Consider the following 19,454-nt stretch of genomic DNA (forward strand, 5'->3'; position numbering starts at 1 on the left):
CTTGCAAGCAGCCTAAAAGCTTGATCTGTATCTAAATTTACAATCCACTAGGCAAAAGCTCTTACAAAAAGTGAAATTTGGCAAGCAAATTTTATTCTACTCGCCAAATTTATATCAAACTAGCCGATCTTTCTTATCTTTGCAGGAAGTGCTTGTCTAGCGCAAGTGCCAACCAACCAGTCATTTAAACTAAATTCGCCATTTCTTTTTGGATCAAGAAGTCCAAGCTTATTATGATTGACCCCTTTTTCTAAATTTGCGATCCCAAAAGCTGGCTTTCCATCGACGATGTGCGTTCTTATACCAAACTCATCATGACCAAATCCATGCTCGATACTAATAACCCCGCTAGCAACGCCGTCTGTCACAAATGCCTCACCAACTTGCGCACCATAAGGCGTAGTCACTTTAACCTTATCGCCTGAGCGAATGCCCTGCTCACTTGCAACATCTGGTGCTATCCTTATGAAATTCTTAGGATGAACAGATCTTAGCCTTGGACTAACAAAGGTGTAGAAGTGTTGGATATTTGACTTTCTTGAGCTCACTACGTATTTCCACTCAGAGCGTGGGAAAAATTTCTCAAGCGGTGTGCCATCACTTGCTACTGGTAGCATCAGACTTGGCACTCCTGGCATAAATTCGCCTGTTATTGAGTGTCTGTGTCCACCAAGTGGCTCATAGTAGATAGAAGCTGGCGTAGGCGCTGGTACTTTTACGGTTGCTTTATCACCCTTATATGCGCTCTCGTAGCTACCATATCTGCCACCTTTTGCTAGTATATGCGCCACTTTTGGTTTTTCTTCGTCTTTTAGATAAGGATCGAGTTTTGTCATCACTCTTGATATCTTACTAAGCTTTTTGTCCTCGTCACTTATATCTTTCACACCCTCGCCGTCAAAGGCTAAATTTGCTAGTGCAGCCGCGTAATACTGCTCTTTTACGTCAAGGTCCATGAAATTTCCGTCTTTGTCTTTGAAGGCATTTTTGCCAAAGCCTTTTAGTCCAAGCCTCTTTGCCACGGCTATATAAAATGCCTCAACGTCGATCACGCTGCCGTTTTTATCCTTTGCCTGCTTTGAGCTAACGGCTGGATAGCGCACGACTGAAGTTTTAGCAATCGTTCCCCAAAGAGAGTTTGGAAGTGCCCAGTTTTCTAAATTTACCCCATCTGGCACGATGTAGTCAGCATAGGCGTTTGTCTCGTTCATAAAGGCGTCGATGCCCACAAAAAGTGGTAAATTTTTACTATCTTTTAGCACGTCTAAGACCGCTCTTTCAAGTCCTGCTTGTCCGTAAAGTACGTTTGTCATGTAGTTTATGAAAACTTTTACTTTGTATGGATAGCCGGCCTTGTGACTCGTAAGCGTTTCGTTTACAAGTGGCATAGAGATAGGATACCATGGCTGAGTTGATGGATAGCCGCTGCCGCCAGCTGCTACTTTGCGCTTATACTCAGAGCTTGTTTCGTAGTATTTGCCTGATCTTGATAAATTTAGACCATTTGGCTTATAAGCGCCCTCAAAGCTCTCAAGGTCATATCTGCCCTTTAAAAACTCGTGTGTGCCGGCACTTGCATTGACATTGCCGCCTTTGTAGCCATAAGTGCCCATGAGCGTGTTTAGACAAAGGATCGCAAAAGTAGTCATACCAGCTTGCGTATGCATCATACCGCCATGCACGTTTGTGCTCACCTGTCTGCCATTTTTGGTGAAATTTTCGCAAAGCCAGATGATATCTTCAACGCTTACACCACAAATTTTTGAGTACTCCTCTAAGCTGTGCTTATAGGCTGACTCTTTTAAAAGCTGCATTGAGCTCTTTACCTCAACCTTTTTGCCATCTATTAAAATTTTGCCTTTGTAATAAAGCTTGGCTGGTTCATTTACCTTGTAGCTTTGTATCTTACCATCTTGTGAGCAAACCTGCCATTCATTGTTGATAAGTGCAAATTTGCCGTAGTCTTTGTGACCTTTTTCGGTGATAACTAGATGCGTGGCATTACACCAGTGTATCTCGCCTGCTAGCTTTGCTTGGTCTAAATTTGGCTGGATAAGGTAGTTTGTAGCGTATTTTTCATTTTCTATGATCCAGCGTATCATCGCCATAGCTAGAGCTGAGTCGGTGCCTGGCTTTATCGCTATCCAGCGGCCTTTGTCCGAAGAGGCGTATTTTACAGCATTTGTAACGCTTGGATCGACCACTGCGTAGCTAAAGTCATCTCTAGTGCCTCTTGCGTAAGAGAGCATTTTTGCCTGTTTTTGGAAAGGGTTGCCACCATTTGACGGCGAAGTGCCCCAGTAGATGACAAATTTAGAGTTTTCATAGTCTGGTTTTGTATGTGCAAAGCCCTTTGCGTTGTGCGCAATCTTACCACCGACCCTAAAGCCACCACCACAAATTCCGCCGTGCGAGTAGTGATTTATAGTGCCAAATGACTTTTTGACAAAGCGATCAACGATGTCAGAGCGCCCGTCATATAGATAAAAACTTAAAAATTGATTGCGTTTGGTACCGTACTCTGGGTTTTCGCTATCGATTAGCTCGTCGCTATATATTGCTCTTAGCCCATCAACATGCCCCTCACCAAAGAGATCTCCGCCCTCCACTACCTCTTCTACTAGCTGCTCAAAGCTTATGCTCTTCCACTTTCCCTCACCCCTTTTGCCAACTCTCTTTAGTGGCGTTAGTATCCTTGCAGGTGAGTCTATCATCTCAGGCAATATCGCTCCTCTAGCGCAAACTGTGGCTCGCTTTTCGTCTTCGCCACTTAGTGTTGTGGCAAGAAGTGCGTCATTTATCGATGTGTCAAAATTTGCCCAGTGTACGTTTGAAAGTGGGTGGTATGGGTTGCCACTACATCTTAAAACTCGGTCGTTTTTATCGTCCACATGAAGCCTTATGCCACACTTCGTCGTACAGCCATGGCACATCGAAAAGATAACACTATGTCCATCACTAAGTGAAATTTTGTCATCTTTTACGCTAAATTCGGGCTCTAGCGAGTTTGCCTGCGGTTTATAGTCGTCCTTATCTTCATCTGCCAGCATAGCACTCGTGGTTAGTGTTGAGAGCACGGCTGATCTTTTTAAAAATTCTCTTCTTTGCATTATTTATTTCCTTTTACTGTGCTATCTCTTCGCTCCAGCTGATAACCTTTTTATATCCATTATCAAGCTCGAGTTTTTTATTGTTTTTAGCCAAAATTTCACTAACACCGTGGTAGAACACCTGTGGATTTGTATTTTTAGGGCTATCTATAACCATAGTCTCATGTGTGGCTAGAAATTTTCTAATATTTGAGTTAGGATCATTAAGATCGCCTATTATACGGCTACCGCCCACACAGCTCTCTACACATGCTGGCTGAAGCCCTGCTCTTAGTCTGTGGTCACAAAAGGTACATTTATCGGCCTTATAGGTATGCAGGCTAAGATATCTTGCGTGATATGGACAGGCCTCTACGCAAAGCGCACAGCCTATGCACTCTTTTGTATCAATCTTTACTATGCCATTACTTCTTTGATGGCTAGCACCAGTTGGACAAACACTAATACAGGCTGGATTGTTGCAATGGTTGCAAAGCCTTGGAAGTGACGCAATGACTGCCATTTTACCGCTCTTATCTCTTGCCTCGTACTCGGAAACAATGGTTCTAAAAGCGCCTGGCTGAACGTCGTTTTCTAACATACAGCTCATAGTACATGACTGACATCCAACACATCTTGTTAGATCTATCGCCATGCCGTAGCGAACACTACTACCACTAAAGTCTTTTGGTGCAGCCTTTAGTGCGGTCGTAGCGAAAAATAATCCTGCAGCTGCAATGAAGCTGCGACGAGAATTTAAGGTCTGTTGCATAAAATTCTCCTTTTTTTTAGAATTTTTTCTTATTTTAGCATAGTAAATATTTTTTCTAAAGTTTATTTTATATTTTTGCAAAATGTATTAAATTTTGAGAATTTTTGTAGCACTTAAAAGATAGAATTTGGATAGTAAAATTTAGAAAGAAGTGGGAAAAAGATAGAAAATAAACTTCTATCTTCTTAAATTTATGCTTTGTAGTTTAGCATATAAAGGCGAATGACTTGCTCTGCTGTCATCTTTAAATTTCTAATCGCGACATCTTTTCTCATCGCTTCTTCAAGACTTACTGGCTCATTTAATATACAAAAATAGGCATCAATCCCATTTTTGTGGCAATCTTTGGCGCATTTTTGCACGCTTCCAGCAAATGCGATCACTGGCTTATGATACTTTTTGGCTAGTTTTGCAACCCCAGTCGGAGTCTTGCCCATTGAGCTTTGAAAGTCCATACGACCTTCGCCAGTGATGACTAGATCAGCCTTTTTGATCTCATCCTCAAGCGCGATAGTCTGCGTAATGATCTCGATACCTGGGCGAAGTTTCGCTCCTAAAAATGCCACGAATGCAAAGCCAAGTCCACCAGCGGCACCAGCGCCTTTTTGTGTGTGAAATTTACTATTAGTCTTTTCCTTTACAAGAGTTGCAAAGTGTTTTAGTCCATCATCAAGCTCTTTTACCATACGGCCATTTGCACCCTTTTGAGGGGCATAAACATGGGCTGATCCATTCATGCCATAAAGAGGATTGTCTACATCGCAGGCGATTAAAAACTCGCACTCCTTTAGCTCTTTTAAAGCATCTTCATCTGTAAACTCATAAATTTTGGCTAAATTCTCGCCTTTTCCTTCAAGTAAAGCACCATCTTTATCATAAAATTTAAAGCCGAGTGCGCTAAGCATGCCTGTACCAGCGTCATTTGTCGCGCTTCCGCCGATGCCTATGATAAATTTTCTAGCGCCTTTAGCAATGGCATCTTTTATCATCTGACCAAAACCAAATGTGCTAGTCTTTAGTGGATTTCTCTCGTCTGGGTTTATGAGTGTAAGGCCAGAAGCACTTGACATTTCAAGTATAGCAAGGTCATCTTTTAGTGCATATCTAGCTAAAATTTCAATTCCAAGTGGATTTTTAACTATCGTATCTATAAATTTCGCACCAAGTGCATCAGCCATCGCCTCTACACTACCCTCGCCACCATCTGCGATAGGCTTGACAACGACCTCGCAGCCAATCTCTTCTAGCCCTTCTTTTACAGCAAGGCCCGCTTCAAGCGAGCTAAGTGAGCCTTTTAATGAATCAATCGCAACTAAAATTCTCATAAAAGCACCAAAGATAATATGTAAACGCTAATTATACCAACGATACCCATTATAAACGTCATAGCTGTTTGTGTGCGATATCCTTGTTCTGCGCTCATCTTGCTAAAATTTGTCACAACCCAGAAGTAGCTGTCATTTGCGTGAGATACACACATAGCACCTGATGCTATCGCCATGACACAAAGCGCAGCTGAAAGCTCGGTCGTAAAGCCAAGTGTATGCATGAGCGAGTTATCAGCGCTAAATGCGCCCATGATAGATGCTGTCGTGATGATAGCCACGGTCGAGCTTCCTTGAGCGGTTTTTAGTACGGCCGAGATGATGAATGGGAAGAAAATTCCTATCGCTTTTATGGCGGTTGCATTTTCTTTTATGAAATTTACAAAGCCGGCCTCAGTGATGACATTGCCCAAAACACCGCCAGCTGCTGTGATAAAGAGTATCGGTCCAGCGATCTTTAAAGATTCGTTCGTGATGTGGTCAAATTCTCTTATCTTTCTGGCTTCTACTAATAAAAATACGCAAAAGATCACGCCGATTGCAAGAGCAATGATAGGGTTTCCTAAAAATAAAAGTATCTTTGGCAAGAGAGCCGTTTTATCAAACATGCCTTGTTTTGCTAAAACATCGACAATAGAACCAATCGCCATAAAAATGATAGGCATGATGATAGGAGCAAGGCTCAAAAATCCACTAGGTAGCGTGCCAAATTTCTTTAAAAGCTCTTCGTAGCTAGCTGTGATAGTAGCGTCAGCATCTTTGTCGCTGATAGTCACACTTTTGCCAACACTCTTTGAAAAGAAATAAACAGCTATCAAAACAGGCACTGAAACGACTGTTCCCATGATGATAACAAGGAGTAAATTTCCGCCAAGACCAAGTGTTCCTGCAGCTGCTATTGGGCCAGGGGTTGGCGGGATGAAGACGTGAGATGCGTATAGACCGCCACTAAGTGCGACTGACATAGCGACTGGGCTTGCTGAAATTTTCTTATAAAGTGCCTCGCGAATAGAGTTTAAAACGACAAATCCGCTATCACAAAATACCGGTATGCCAACAACCCAGCCCATGATGAGCATAGCAAGCTCTGGACGCTTTTGTCCGACTAACTTCACGACCATATCAGCTAGCTTTAAAGCAGCTCCCGTTTTTTCAAGCACGGTGCCGATGATCGTTCCAAAGATAATAACGATACCGATACTCTTAAATGTGCCACTAAAGCCGACACCTATCATCGCTGGGATCTTGGACAGATCGATGCCCGCGACGATCGCAAGAACCAAAGAAATGCTCATAAGTGCCAAAAATGGATGCACTTTTAGCTTAGAGATCATAACGATCATAAGTATGATGGCTACAATAAAACAGACAATTAGTGAGATTCCGCTCATAAAAACTCCTTTGTTCTGAGATTTTGCTTAAGATTTTAGCAAAATTTGCTTGTATTTTTTCTAATATTTTTAAGTTTTTTGATTAATTAAATTTTTTTGACATATTTGAGTAAATTTATGACTATTCGCCTAAATTTAGCCATTTTATAAGTTCAAAATTTTTAGCTTATTTTAAAATAACAAAACCAAGACCAAATTTATCAGTATGCCTATTATAATCAATCAAACTCTCGCCATATCCCGTAAAATACTGCAAATAGCCATAAACTCCGGTTGAGAAGATAGGAAACATATATGAAATTTCAGCAGCACCCTTATTTGTTTTATCAAAATGTAAGTTATTTCTTAGCATTAGGCTAAAAATGTGATCATTAAGGTTGTAGCTAAGCCTTACATCGCCATGCCCGATGTATTTTAATATATCTTTATTATCGCCCTTATTGCCCACTACCATCCAAGCTCTTGGCAAAATGCTAAGCTTGCCAAAAACAAAATCACTTTGCACATAAGCTCTATTCCAGCTTCTTGAATTGCTACCATCTCGTCCGTTTGACTCATGCAAAAGTCCAAATTTTAGGTTTTTTACACCTATTTGCTCCAAATATTTTGGCGAAGTAAAATTTAGAAAAATTTCTGGCTGATAGTTCGTCTCACGAAACGGCGCAGATGTCCTTGTTATCTGCCACCAAGATGTCTGCGTGTAGGCTGCCACAAGGCTCTCTCTAAATCCAAACAGGTCATAAAATAACGGCTTTGCAAGGCTTATTTGAAACTTAGTTTCAACGCTTTTTCGCTCATCGTTTGGCACATTTTTAGCATAAGTTACTGGCAAAAGGTAGTTAAATTTATAAAGCTCGATACCAAGTGCATTTTGTAAATTTTTACCACTTTTATCTTCTCTTAAAAGATCAGCTTGCTTTAGCTTCGCCTCTCTTGGCGCTAGCTCGCTCTCTTGCACATTTTGCACAACGTTTTGCTCGTTTAAAGAGCTTTTGGCTAGCTCTTTATAAATTTGCATCGCAGCCTTTATATCGCCGCTTTGCTCCAGCTCTTGTGCCCTTTTAAAATCATCTAGCTCACTTGCTATCAAAAAACTAAGACTAAGGCTTAAAAATAATAAAATTTTACTCATCATCTATCTTCTTTTCTTGGATTTTCTTTGCCATTTCGTATTCGTCAGGGAAATTTACATTAAAAAACTGCTCACTATCTTTAAAATTTACGACTTTGCATTTACAGCTTTTTCTCAAAAGTCCGATTTTATGCTCATTTTTTAAATAAAACTCATGAGCTAAAGTGGCAAGCCTTGGACTAAAAAAACCACAAAGCGAGTGAATGTGCTCATTATCACTGGCCACAACCATGTCAAATTCATCTTTAAATTTAACAAGCTCCTCTAAGCTTTTAAGATCAAAAAATGGCATATCGGCTGGGATCACAAAAACACTATGATCAAAATTTTTAAGAATGGAGTAAAGTGCGAGCATTGGCGAATAGTTATTGCTATTTTCATCTTTTATAAGCTTTAGTGGCGGGCTAAATTTCTCAAATTTTGAGCTTACATAAACTTCGCCAAAAACTTTGCTAAATTTCGCAACCTCATAATGAGTAAGCGTCTTAAAACCACCAAATGGCAAAAGTGTCTTATCTTGCCCCATACGCGAGCTTTTGCCACCTGCTAAAATCACACAAGTTTGCATCTTTTCCCTTAAGAAAGTTATGAGGCTAAATTTAGCTAAAAGCGGCTTTGATCTACCAAAAATATGTGATAAAAACTTATTTTTGTTTATGCTACTTGTAAAATTTTAAGCCTGCTTTGCCCTTTTTATTGTTAAAAATTCCTCGTAGCGATGATCTATGATAGCTTTGATCAAGGCATAGTTTTCTTGTGAGTTTTCTATATAAAAATAGGCGTTATCAAAGTATTTTTTACCAAATTTTTTCGAAACAAAATCCGTATAATCCTGCAAATACCAACCATACATTTTGGCAAATTTTGTCCGATCGGTCGTATAGTAAGCTTTTGCAAAGGCTTTACCAGCAGTATTTAGCTCCGCGCTTCCAAGTACGCCGTCCATAGCGTCAAAAAGATACTGACGATAGTTAAAATTTTCATCCATCTGTGCTATATCGTCCGCAAAATCTGCTGCAAATTCCTTTGAATAAAATTTGTGTTCCATGCACCAGCGAAAGAAAAATGCAATGTGTGTCGCACCGTTTTCATGCGGTATATCAGTCGGCGCATCTTTCGCACCCCAATGCCATTTTGCTTTGTCATATACTATATCTGGCATTTTTATCCTTTTAAAATGCTCAATTTTACTAAAGCCATCTTAATCGAAGTAAAAATCATGGCTATTTTATCCATTTGCTTGCTACGATTTAAAAAGATATAATGGCGCTTTTATTTAAGGAGAAGCAATGAGTGAAAAAAATCTACAAATTTTAGGCTGGATCGGCACATGCCTATCAGTTGTTATGTACTTTTCATACATCCCACAAATAATGGGCAACCTTGACGGCAACAAGACGCCTTTTATACAGCCACTGGCAGCCGCACTAAACTGCACAATCTGGACAAGTTACGGCCTATTAAAAGCTAAAAAAGACTATCCACTTTCTGCTGCAAACTTTCCAGGTATAATCTTTGGTCTTTTGGCAACTATAACAGCGTTTTAATGCGCCAACATCAAGCTTTTTATACTACAAATAGCCGATAAATTTGCAAATTTACCAGCTAAATTTAATTTATACAAAATGCTTTCGAATTTATTTGATTATGCAAAAGAGCTTAGAGTGGCAAGATTTTAAGATAGATTTGGATGTTGTGATGAAATTTTAAGAAGGAATTTCGCCAAATTTTGCGAAAAAGATAAGGCAAAGTATCGTGAGATGGGTTTAAGGGTTGCGACGTAAAAATTTAGCAAAGATAAGACATTTTAGTCTATCGAGCTAAATTTTTACTAGCTCCGTTAAAAACGCTCACGAGACGAGCCGCTATTTTCTAAAGATTACGCGGATCAGCAATTTTACCTGCTATCGCTGACGCCGCCACAACAGCTGAGTTAGCTAGATAAATTTCACTCGTCCTATCGCCCATACGGCCTACGAAATTTCTATTTGTTGTTGAGATACAGCGCTCATTTGCACCCAAAATTCCCATATATCCGCCAAGGCAAGCACCACAAGTTGGGTTGCTAACAACTGCTCCTGCTTCGATGAAAATGTCGATAAGACCCTCTTTCTCGGCAGCTCTTGCGATCTTTTGTGTCGCTGGAGTGATGATGAGCCTTGTTTTGCGGGCTACTTTTTTGCCTTTTAGTATCTCAGCAGCGATACGTAGGTCGCTTAGACGACCATTTGTGCATGAGCCGATAAATGCTTGATCGATAGCTAAATCGTCACGAACCGCTTGTCTTACGCTCTTGCCGTTGCTTGGTAAAAATGGATATGCGATAACTGGATCAAGGTTTGTGACATCTATCTCTAAAATTTTGTCGTATTTTGCACCCTCGTCTGAGTAGAAAAATTTTGGTTTATCGCGTAAATTTTTATCTTTTAAAAACTCTTTTGTGATCTCATCAACCGCGATGATACCGCTTTTGCCACCAGCTTCGATCGCCATGTTACACATAGAAAATCTATCATCCATGCTAAGGCCCTCTATCACTTCGCCACTAAACTCAAGCGCCTTGTAAAGTGCGCCATCAACGCCTATTTGACGGATGATCTCAAGGATGAGATCCTTGCCGTAAACGTGCTTATCAAGCTTGCCCTTAAATATGACCTTGATGCTCTCAGGCACTTTAAACCAGTTTTTACCAGTGATCATCGCATAAGCTAGGTCGGTGCTACCCATGCCGGTACTAAATGCCCCAAGAGCGCCGTGTGTACAGGTGTGGCTATCTGCGCCGATGATGACGTCGCCTGGGATGACCAGCCCCTTTTCAGGTAAAAGTGCATGCTCGATGCCCATATCTTTTTCGTCAAAATAGTTTTTAAGGTCGTGTTTGTAGGCAAATTCACGTGAAATTTTGGCTTGGTTGGCGCTTAAGATATCTTTTGTCGGGATGTAGTGATCCATCACGATGGCAAAGCCGTCTGGGTTAGCTAGCTTTTTAGCGCCGCTTCGCTCAAACTGCTTGATCGAAATAGGTGTCGTGATGTCGTTGCCTATGATCATATCGATCTTACTTTCGATGATCTCTCCTGCGCTTACCTCTTTGCCAACATGATCTGAAAATATTTTCTCGGTGATAGTTTGTTTCATAAATTTCCTTTAAATTTTTGAGGCGATTTTAACGAAAATTGCTAAATTTAAAGAAAATTTACTAAGCCAAAAGGCCTAGTAAATTTAGAATTTAACGCTAGCTGTTAGCATAAACTGACGAGCATAGCCTGGTTGTATCGGTATGATATTAGCATCCGTACCAGTAGATGAGGACGTATAATAAAGCTTGTCGGTCAAGTTTTTGACGTTAAATGAGAAATTCGTCTCGTAGCCCGCGATCTTGGTATCGTAGCTGATAAATGCGTCGTAAACGACCGCGTCGTCCATCTTAAAGCCGGTTCCCGCAGGCACGGCCGGTAGATTCGTCCTCATGTAGTAGGTGTACCATGAGCCAAAATACCTCGCTCCGCCGCCGATCCTTAGGCCTTTTGCGCCTAGGTGGCTAAAGTCGTAGTTAGCAAAGAGGCTGGCTTGGTGTTTCGGCGTGGCTTCTAGCGGTTTGCCCACTAGCACAGCAAACGCGCCGCTATCCTTGCGCACCTCGGTTTTAGTGTATGCGTAGCTAGCGCCCACGCTTAGCCCTTGCGTCACGCGGCCGTTAAAGTCAAACTCAAATCCTCTCGAGCGCGCCTTTCCCACTGGCGTACTTACGCCACTTACGGTGCGCATGATGTTTTTCTTATTGATATTAAAAACCGCCGCGCTAGCCGTTATGCTATCGTTTTGAAATTTAGTTCCCAGCTCGACACTTTTGCCCTCTTCAGGCTTTATATCGCCGATATCGCCTTTCATAGCCATTTGCGGATTGAAACTTTGTGCGTAGTTGGTATAGACCGACCACTGAGGCGTTAGTAGATATAAAAGCCCAGTTTGCCACGTAAATTTGCCATCTTGCTGATCTGTGCTATTTGGCCCACTGGTTGTGCCGCGAGCTACTTGGTCGTAGTATTCATACCTAGTTCCTAAAGAGTAGATTAAATTTTCAGTTAAATTTATGCTATCTTGTACGTAAAATCCGATAGTTTTTAGCTTTTGGTACTGGATGCTTGACTCCCTGGCAGTTGGTAGTCCTACTCTTCCATAGATAGGATGATATATGTTTATGCTTAAGTGGTTACCCGTATCTTTTAGGCCACCTGGTCTATAGCGGTAGTATTCCTTTGCGTCGATGCCAAAGAGCAAGTTGTGTTCTATCTCACCTGTTTTAACATAGCCGTTTAAATTTAGTGATCCAGCATGTGTGCGGTGGATAAATCCGTCGTAATATTCGTTTCGCCTAGTTGCTGTGCCATTATTTAATACATTCATTAGCCTGATGTGGCCATACTCATGTTTTGAACGAGAAAATGCATAAGCGCCCTTTAATAGCCAGTTTTCGCCGAGATTTTTCTCAAAATTTACATCTAGCGTGTCAAGCTTTGTTTTTAGCTTATTAAATGGCTCGTCAAGGCGTCTTTTCTTATCTATGGGTAGTAGCTTGCCAGTGCTTGGAATGAGATACATGCCGCGGTCGATCGGATCGGTCGAGCGTGTGTGCGCATAAGCCAAATTTATGCGGTAATCATCGCCTTTATACGAAAGTGAGGGTGCAAAGAGAACATTTTTATATTCGCCAAACTCTCTCCAGTAGTCCTTTTGCATCGTATCAAATATAAATCTATACGCAAATCCACTCTCCGCAATAGGTCCTGTGGTATCAAAGCCTGTATTCCAGTAGTTGCGGTTGCCGATACCAGCCCAAATTTCGTTTGAGAAATCGTATTTTGGCTTTTTAGTGACCATATTTATGATGCCGCCTGGCTCTTGCGCGCCGTAGAGCAAGCTAGCCGGGCCTTTTAACACCTCGACGCTTTCTACGGTTTTGTTAAAGCTATGCATGACGCTAGCAGGCACCCCGTTTCGCATGATCGAGCCGTCGCGTCCGCCGCCAAAGCCTCTTTTTATGATCGAGTCAAAAATACCACCCGTGGTGTTTCCGTAGCTAACTCCGCTCACGTTTTGAAGGCTCTCAGCTAGGGTCTCTGGCTTTTTATCCTTTAGTTGCTGCTGGGTTACGACGTTTACCGTCTGCGGGATCTCTAAAATAGGCGTATTTGTTTTGCCTACTTCGCTCGTTGTGGCTCTATATCCATCGTCTGCGCTATCTTCAACGCTGATACCATCTAAGCTTACATCAGTAGCATTTAACGCAGAAATGGCAAAACAAAGCACCGCACTAATGCGAAATTTATTCATTTATTTTTCCTCAAAATTTTAATATTATAAAAACGGTTATCATTATATATAAACAAAATTTAAATTTTTATGAAAAAATTTACGAAAAATTTATATTTCAATAACATTACAAATGAAGCATTTTCAAAATTAAAAACAAGACCATAAAAACAGATTTTTACTATTCTGTCACAAAAAGCGATGAAGCTTTTGTTAAAACATTTTTGCAACATTTCTGATATAATCTTTAGCATGAAGTACGCACATTTAGTTCAAATAGCAAGTTATTTATCAAATTTTACAAAGATAAACCAAGCAAAACGCATCAATGATATGGCTATTTTGATCGAATTTAATGGCGAGAAGATCATCTTTGATCTAAATAAATCAAACTCTGCTATTTATAAAGATGATGAGCAAAAAGAAGCAAAAATTTATCAAGCGCCTTTTGATAATGTGCTAAAAAAGCGCTTTAATGCCTCACATATAAAAAGCGTTGAGTGCTTAAAAGATAATAGAATTTTAAAATTTATCTGCACGCAAAGTGGCTCATATAAAAGTGAAAATTTTATCCTCTATCTTGAATTTACAGGCCGCTTTACAAATGCTGTGATAACTGACGAAAACAACGTAATTATTGAGGCTCTAAGGCATATCGATAATAGCTACCGTAAAATAGAAACTGGAGAAATTTTAAAAGAGCTACCGGCTATCGAGATAAAAGAAAAGCCGTGTGAACAAATAATAGACTTTGAGGCGTTTTTTAGAAGTGAAGCGGCTAGAGTAAATGAGTCTAGGATAGCTAGCTTAAAAGAGGCGAAGCTTGCAAGCGTACAAAAAAAGATAGATAGTATGAGTGAAATTTTAAACTCACTTGAAGACAAAGATGAGCTAATGAAAAAAAGCGAGGAGGCTGCAAATTTAGGATCGCTTTTGCTTGCAAATTTGGGAAATTTTAAGGGCTATGAGAGGGAAATTTGTCTGAAAGATTTTGATGGCAATGAGATAAAACTAACTCTTAGCGATACACCAAAAAATAGTGCAAATGAGTTTTACACAAGATCAAAAAAGCTTCGCGCAAAAGCCCTTGGCGTGGAGATAGAAAAGAGAAATTTAAGCGAAAAGATCGAGTTTTTTGAAGGATTAAAATATCTTTTAAAAGAAGCGAACAGTCTTTATGAGTTTGAAATTTTAAGCCCAAAAAACAAGGCAAAACAAAGAGAACGCCACGTAAAAGATGTGAGTGAAAATGCTGAAATTTTTTACGTTAGAGAATTTAAAATACTAGTTGGTAGAAACGAAAAAGGCAATATAAATTTGCTTGATCTTGCTAAAAAAGACGATATATGGTTACATCTAAAGGATAGCCCAAGCACTCATGTCATCATCAAGACAAACAAGAGTAGGGTGCCTGAAGATGTGCTAGAAATGGCAGCTAAATTCTGCGTGGAATTTAGTGTAAAGGGAGCTGGCAGATACGAGGTAGACTACACTAAGCGTGAAAATTTAAAACGTGAAAATGGCGCAAATGTCACTTATACGAACTATAAAACTATCATCATAAATAAAGGCTAAAAAATGGCTGTAACACCTTTAGGAAATAGTAACTTTATAAATCAAAATGCCCCAGTAGTATCGCAAGTGCATGCAAATCAACAAGCCAGATTTGATATGCAATCTTTGATGGCAGCTGAGCTTGCCTCGCAACAAAGTGAAGAGATCAAAGAGGTGCGTCCGATGGAAGAGTCTTATAAAATAGACCCTGAAAAGGAGCATGAGCGCCAAAAAAATGAAGAAGAGGCAAGTGAGTTTGAGAGCGAAAGACAAAATTCAAGAGATAGTGACGAAGAAAATTTGGACGATATAGCAGATAATGAGGAAATAGCGCCTAGCGAACATCATATGCTTGACATAACTATTTGATGCCTAAACACCCCAGCCCCACAAACACCATATCTCAAGTCAGTGATACTCCCCAACACCTAACCCTCCTTCAAATTTTTAACGCAGTAAATGATAAAGAAAAACTTTTCAAGATCCACTCTGACTCACCTAAAGCCTGCCCGCTTGGTGGCAAGATCGAAGGCCTCTTAACCAACCACTTCCTAAAAGCACAAGAAGCTTTAGAAGATAGTTTAAGAAGTATTACTTTACAAGATCTATTAGATGAGCTTATTAATTTATAAAATTTAAAAAATAGACAAACTAGGTTATAGAATTAAAAAGTAGGTAGATATATAAAAAACCAATCTATTTTATTTATTAGGAACGCTATGCGCTCCTAACTATTTTTATATATTTTATGTAAGAATTTTTATAAATTTCTAGTTTTTATTACTCTTTACTCTTCTCTTTTTTAGCTTTACTCTTTTTCTCTGTTTTATCTTTTAGGCTTTCTTTCTTATCTTTGACTTCTTTTACGCTATCTTTAGCACCATCTTTTTTCTCTTTTACTTCATCACTCTTTTTACTTACTTTTTCTTTTATCTCATCTTTTTTAGATTTTGTTTTAGCTTTTGTTTCGTCTATCTTTGTAGCACCTGATACTGATATATCTGATTTTAGATTTTCAAATGTCTTATCACCTATACCATTTACATTTTTTATATCTTCTATTGAGTTAAATTTATTTGCTTTTCTATATTCAATTATTGCATCTGCCTTTGAAGATCCTATACCATCTAAACTCATTAACTCTTCTTTTGTGGCGGTGTTTAAATTTATGGCTGCTAGTAATGTAGAAGCTGCTACTAATAGTGAGAATATAATCTTTTTCATTTTTGTCCTTTTTAGGTAAATTTGGGTTTGGAGTCTATCATATTTGGTGTTTTTAGTCAACACTCGTATAGAAGCATAGACTAAAAGATATTTATAAATGTAAAGATATCTAATTATTTAAAAACATAAATAAATTTAAGATTTGATATTTTGTTATAAATTAAGAAATAATATTAGAAGTTGATTATTTAGATAAAGAAGATTAAAAATTAACAAAGCCCGCAACGACCTACTTTTCCAACATCCCAGTAAGGGAGAGTATCATCAGCCAGGACGAGCTTAGCTTCTTGGTTCGAGATGGAGCAAGGCGTTTCCTCGTCTGTATAGTCACGGGCAGTGTTAAATAAAAGATACATTAGATAAATCTCTTATTTAACACTACGTATAAAGTTAAAAGTCATAAACAAAGTTTTATAAAAACATATCTTATTAAGTTTTTATCCTTAACAAGGAAGTGATGCTTATTAAAAGATAAGCAGACGAGCTATTAGTACTGGTCAGCTAAAGGACTTTCATCCATTACACACCCAGCCTATCAAACACATAGTCTATATGAGCTCTTAAAAGAAGATTCATCTTGGAGTTGGCTTCCTGCTTAGATGCTTTCAGCAGTTATCACATCCCAACATAGCTACCGAGCGGTGCTCTTGGCAGAACAACTCGTACACCAGTGGTTGGTTCGACCCGGTCCTCTCGTACTAGGGTCAACTCTCCTCAATCTTCTTACGCCCACGGCAGATAGGGACCGAACTGTCTCACGACGTTCTGAACCCAGCTCGCGTACCGCTTTAAATGGCGAACAGCCATACCCTTGGGACCTGCTCCAGCCCCAGGATGCGATGAGCCGACATCGAGGTGCCAAACCTCCCCGTCGATGTGAGCTCTTGGGGGAGATCAGCCTGTTATCCCCGGGGTACCTTTTATCCTTTGAGCGATGGCCCTTCCACACAGAACCACCGGATCACTAAGACCGACTTTCGTCTCTGCTTGACGTGTATGTCTCGCAGTTAAGCTGGCTTTTGCCTTTATACTCTACGAACGATTTCCAACCGTTCTGAGCCAACCTTTGTAAGCCTCCGTTACATTTTGGGAGGCGACCGCCCCAGTCAAACTACCCACCAGACATTGTCCTACTTGAGGATAACTCAAGCTAGTTAGCTATCAGAATAAAAAAGAGTGGTATCTCAACAATGGCTCACCATAAACTGGCGTCTATGGATCAAAGCCTCCCACCTATCCTGCACATTTTTATCCCAATAGCAGTGTCAAGCTGTAGTAAAGGTCCACGGGGTCTTTCCGTCTTGCCGCGGGTAGGAGGAATTTTCACCTCCACTACAATTTCACTGGATCCCTCTTCGAGACAGCTCCCATCTCGTTACGCCATTCATGCAGGTCGATATTTAATCGACAAGGAATTTCGCTACCTTAGGACCGTTATAGTTACGGCCGCCGTTTACTCGGGCTTCGATCAAACGCTTCGCAGAGCTAACGTCATCAATTAACCTTCGAGCACCGGGCAGGCGTCACACCCTATACATCCTCTTACGAGTTAGCAGAGTGCTGTGTTTTTGGTAAACAGTCGGGAGGGACTCTTTGTTGTAACCTTCAATGCTTACGGAGTAAATCCTTCACAAAGTTAGGCACACCTTATACCGAAGATACGGTGCTATTTTGCAGAGTTCCTTGAAGAGAGTTCTTCCACGCGCCTTAGAATACTCATCCCACCCACCTGTGTCGGTTTACGGTACGGGCAACTATAACTAAACTTAGAAACTTTTCTTGGCTCGACAGTATCGGCAATTCGCTATCCGTTCCGAAGAACTTCAAACGCCTGTGGGATCTCGGCTTAAAAAGATCCGGATTTGCCTGGATCTTAACCTACACCTTTCGACTAGCACTACCATCCGCTAGCTTGCTTAACTCTAAGCGTCCTTCCATCGCACATTATAGTTGGCATTGGAATATTAACCAATTTTCCATCGCATACCCCTTTCGGACTTTGCTTAGGACCCGGCTAACCCTACGATGACGAGCATCGCGTAGGAAACCTTGGGTTTACGGCGTTGGGGATTCTCACCCCAATTATCGCTACTCATGCCTGCATGCTCACTTGTATTCGCTCCAGCACTCCTTACCGGTATACCTTCAACGCAAATACAACGCTCTCCTACCACTTAGTAAAACTAAGTCTAAAGCTTCGGTACTCATTTTAGCCCCGTTATATTTTCCGCGCAGAATCACTAGACCAGTGAGCTATTACGCTTTCTTTAAAGGATGGCTGCTTCTAAGCCAACCTCCTGGTTGTTTAAGTAACTCCACATCGTTTTCCACTTAAATGAGATTTAGGGACCTTAGCTGTTAGTCTGGGTTGTTCCCCTCTCGACGACGGATTTTATCACTCGCCGCCTGACTGCCATGATTACACACTAGGTATTCGGAGTTTGATAGGGTTTGGTACATTGGTGTATGCCCTAGCCCATTCAGTGCTCTACCCCCTAGTGTTACTACATGACGCTATACCTAAATATATTTCGGAGAGAACCAGCTATCACGATGTTTGATTGGCCTTTCACCCCTATCCACAAGTCATCCCATAGCTTTTCAACGCTAGCGGGTTCGGTCCTCCACCGGCTCTTACACCGGTTTCAACCTGCTCATGGATAGATCACATCGTTTCGGGTCTGCAACGTCTGACTAAACGCCCTATTAAGACTCGCTTTCGCTACGGCTCCGGGTTTCCTTAACCTTGCCAGACATCACAACTCGCAGGCTCATTATGCAAAAGGCAGTCCATCACCCTGATAAATCATAGGGCTCTGAATGATTGTAAGCAAATGGTTTCAGGTTCTATTTCACTCTGATCACCTCAGTTCTTTTCACCTTTCCCTCACGGTACTTGTGCACTATCGGTCTAGTAGTAGTATTTAGGGTTGGATAGTGGTCTACCCAGCTTCAGACAGAATATCACGTGTTCCGCCCTACTCAGGATACTGCTAAGTAAAACAAAGCTTTCATATACGGGAGTATCACCCTCTATGCTTAATCTTTCCAGATTATTCTATTAGCTAAGTTTAGTCTATATCGCAGTCCTACAACCCCGTTAGTAAACTAACGGTTTGCCCTCTTACGCGTTCGCTCGCCGCTACTAGCGTAATCTCTTTTGATTTCTTTTCCTGAGGGTACTAAGATGTTTCAATTCCCCTCGTTCGCTCCATATTAGGTAGTTAAGCTCGCGCTTAACTGGGTTGCCCCATTCAGAAATTCCCGGATCAAAGCCCCTTGACGGCTCCCCGAGACTTATCGCAGCCTGGCACGTCTTTCATCGCCTCTACTAGCCAAGGCATCCACCACTTGCTCTTTGTAGCTTACCTTTTCTATATTAGATTATTCTAATTCGCATCACTTCCTTGTTAAAGATAACTTTATGTTACTATATTTAAATTCTAGCTCTCAAGACGGAAAGCATTGACTACTATTTAGATAAGTTTTAAATCCTAAATAGATTGTGATATCAAACTTTTGCATTAAATGCAAAGAAAATAGAAATTTAAATCTTTAACAAGTCCTGTAAAATTGTTTTTAAAACTTGCTTGTGACTATTAACAATATTAATTAAAAGAACATTTAGACAAAAGTCTAATTAGAAAGTTTAAA

Annotated in this window: 14 protein-coding genes and 2 rRNA genes; 4 read left to right on the forward strand and 12 right to left on the reverse strand. The window is 40.5% G+C overall.

Translation table 11 applies throughout. From position 1 onward, the window contains the following. Positions 1–119: 119 nt before the first annotated feature. The 7 genes from CVT18_RS00950 to CVT18_RS00980 form a co-directional block, all read right to left on the reverse strand. Positions 120–3,110, reverse strand: a complete 2,991-nt coding sequence (locus tag CVT18_RS00950) for a molybdopterin dinucleotide binding domain-containing protein (protein ID WP_107824116.1) — start codon at positions 3,108–3,110, stop codon at positions 120–122. Positions 3,111–3,123: 13 nt separating this feature from the next. Next, positions 3,124–3,861, reverse strand: a complete 738-nt coding sequence (locus tag CVT18_RS00955; RefSeq protein WP_107824117.1) for a 4Fe-4S dicluster domain-containing protein — start codon at positions 3,859–3,861, stop codon at positions 3,124–3,126. A 191-nt stretch (positions 3,862–4,052) separates the two neighbouring features. Continuing rightward, entirely contained in the window at positions 4,053–5,186 is a 1,134-nt protein-coding gene (locus tag CVT18_RS00960; RefSeq protein ID WP_107824118.1) for a glycerate kinase, read from the reverse strand. Continuing rightward, positions 5,183–6,577 (reverse strand): GntP family permease, encoded by a 1,395-nt coding sequence (locus tag CVT18_RS00965; RefSeq protein ID WP_107824119.1) that lies wholly within the window; start codon positions 6,575–6,577, stop codon positions 5,183–5,185. The genes CVT18_RS00960 and CVT18_RS00965 overlap by 4 nt, the downstream gene beginning before the upstream one ends. A 166-nt stretch (positions 6,578–6,743) precedes the next feature. After that, positions 6,744–7,712 carry a phospholipase A gene (locus CVT18_RS00970; RefSeq protein WP_234410248.1) on the reverse strand — a complete coding sequence of 323 codons (969 nt, stop codon included), beginning with the start codon at positions 7,710–7,712 and terminating at the stop codon, positions 6,744–6,746. Further along, on the reverse strand, positions 7,702–8,277 hold the full coding sequence (locus CVT18_RS00975) for a molybdenum cofactor guanylyltransferase (RefSeq protein WP_087586027.1): 576 nt from the start codon (positions 8,275–8,277) through the stop codon (positions 7,702–7,704). The genes CVT18_RS00970 and CVT18_RS00975 overlap by 11 nt, the downstream gene beginning before the upstream one ends. A gap of 105 nt (positions 8,278–8,382) precedes the next feature. Beyond that, positions 8,383–8,871: a hypothetical protein gene (locus CVT18_RS00980; RefSeq protein ID WP_103629249.1), complete on the reverse strand. Its 489-nt coding sequence runs from the start codon at positions 8,869–8,871 to the stop codon at positions 8,383–8,385. Between the two features lie 127 nt (positions 8,872–8,998). Here CVT18_RS00980 and CVT18_RS00985 point away from each other — a divergent pair, with 127 nt between their 5' ends. Next, positions 8,999–9,256, forward strand: coding sequence for a SemiSWEET family transporter (locus CVT18_RS00985; protein WP_021091682.1), 258 nt, complete (start codon positions 8,999–9,001; stop codon positions 9,254–9,256). Positions 9,257–9,581: 325 nt separating this feature from the next. On the opposite strand, the gene leuC is transcribed toward CVT18_RS00985, so the two are convergent. Then, positions 9,582–10,847, reverse strand: coding sequence for a 3-isopropylmalate dehydratase large subunit (gene leuC, locus CVT18_RS00990; RefSeq protein ID WP_103629248.1), 1,266 nt, complete (start codon positions 10,845–10,847; stop codon positions 9,582–9,584). Positions 10,848–10,931: 84 nt separating this feature from the next. Next, on the reverse strand, positions 10,932–13,043 hold the full coding sequence (locus tag CVT18_RS00995) for a TonB-dependent siderophore receptor (RefSeq protein WP_103629247.1): 2,112 nt from the start codon (positions 13,041–13,043) through the stop codon (positions 10,932–10,934). A gap of 231 nt (positions 13,044–13,274) precedes the next feature. Between CVT18_RS00995 and CVT18_RS01000 the strand changes: the two genes are divergently transcribed. Genes CVT18_RS01000 through CVT18_RS10385 form a run of 3 tightly spaced genes read left to right on the forward strand, consistent with a single transcriptional unit; the run spans position 13,275 to position 15,208 of the window. Then, positions 13,275–14,597: an NFACT RNA binding domain-containing protein gene (locus CVT18_RS01000; RefSeq protein ID WP_103628613.1), complete on the forward strand. Its 1,323-nt coding sequence runs from the start codon at positions 13,275–13,277 to the stop codon at positions 14,595–14,597. Between the two features lie 3 nt (positions 14,598–14,600). After that, complete coding sequence (locus CVT18_RS01005) at positions 14,601–14,945, forward strand: hypothetical protein (RefSeq protein ID WP_103628612.1); 345 nt, start codon at positions 14,601–14,603, stop codon at positions 14,943–14,945. Next, positions 14,945–15,208 carry an Rrf2 family transcriptional regulator gene (locus tag CVT18_RS10385; RefSeq protein ID WP_234410282.1) on the forward strand — a complete coding sequence of 88 codons (264 nt, stop codon included), beginning with the start codon at positions 14,945–14,947 and terminating at the stop codon, positions 15,206–15,208. The genes CVT18_RS01005 and CVT18_RS10385 overlap by 1 nt, the downstream gene beginning before the upstream one ends. A 148-nt stretch (positions 15,209–15,356) precedes the next feature. Here the strand turns inward: CVT18_RS10385 and CVT18_RS10745 are convergent, their stop codons facing one another. The 3 genes from CVT18_RS10745 to CVT18_RS01025 form a co-directional block, all read right to left on the reverse strand. Then, a complete protein-coding gene (locus CVT18_RS10745; protein ID WP_103628976.1) occupies positions 15,357–15,800 on the reverse strand; it encodes a helix-hairpin-helix domain-containing protein in 444 nt (147 codons plus the stop codon). Between the two features lie 216 nt (positions 15,801–16,016). Then, positions 16,017–16,135 (reverse strand): 5S ribosomal RNA (rrf, locus tag CVT18_RS01020). Positions 16,136–16,267: 132 nt separating this feature from the next. Then, positions 16,268–19,171 (reverse strand): 23S ribosomal RNA (locus CVT18_RS01025). Positions 19,172–19,454: the final 283 nt, after the last annotated feature.

It is taken from the genome of Campylobacter concisus (genome assembly GCF_003048405.1).
Classification (GTDB): domain Bacteria; phylum Campylobacterota; class Campylobacteria; order Campylobacterales; family Campylobacteraceae; genus Campylobacter_A; species Campylobacter_A concisus_Q.